At 68.5% G+C, this 387-nt stretch carries 1 protein-coding gene; it reads left to right on the forward strand.

What is annotated here, in order from left to right:
* Window positions 1-34: 34 nt before the first annotated feature.
* Window positions 35-387: metal ABC transporter substrate-binding protein (locus GVL04_RS24360; protein ID WP_235036440.1), on the forward strand; the 353-nt coding region annotated here is incomplete at its 3' end.

The raw sequence follows: 387 nt of genomic DNA on the forward strand, positions 1-387 counted from the left end.
GGACGAGGCCGTTGCGCAGAGCGGGAACGAGCACGTGCTCGACACCACCAGCGTGGTTCCGCTGCAGACCGCGGCCGAGGAGCACGCCCACGATCACGCGGACGACTCTCCCGCCGAAGAGCACAGCGAGGACGAGCACGCCGAGGAGGGCCACGATCACGGCGGACTCGACCCGCACGTCTGGCTGAACCCGCTGAACATGGTCACGATCACCGATGCCGTCGTCGCCCAGCTGTCCGGTATCGACTCGGATCACGCCGCCGACTACCGCGCGAACGGGTCCGCCCTGCAGGCTGAGCTCAAGAAGCTGGACGGCTCGTTCGCGGCGGGTCTGAAGACGTGCGACCGGCGCGAGTTCATCACCAGCCACGCCGCCTTCGGCTACCT

It is taken from the genome of Arthrobacter sp. 18067, from assembly GCF_902706295.1.
Lineage (GTDB): Bacteria > Actinomycetota > Actinomycetes > Actinomycetales > Micrococcaceae > Arthrobacter.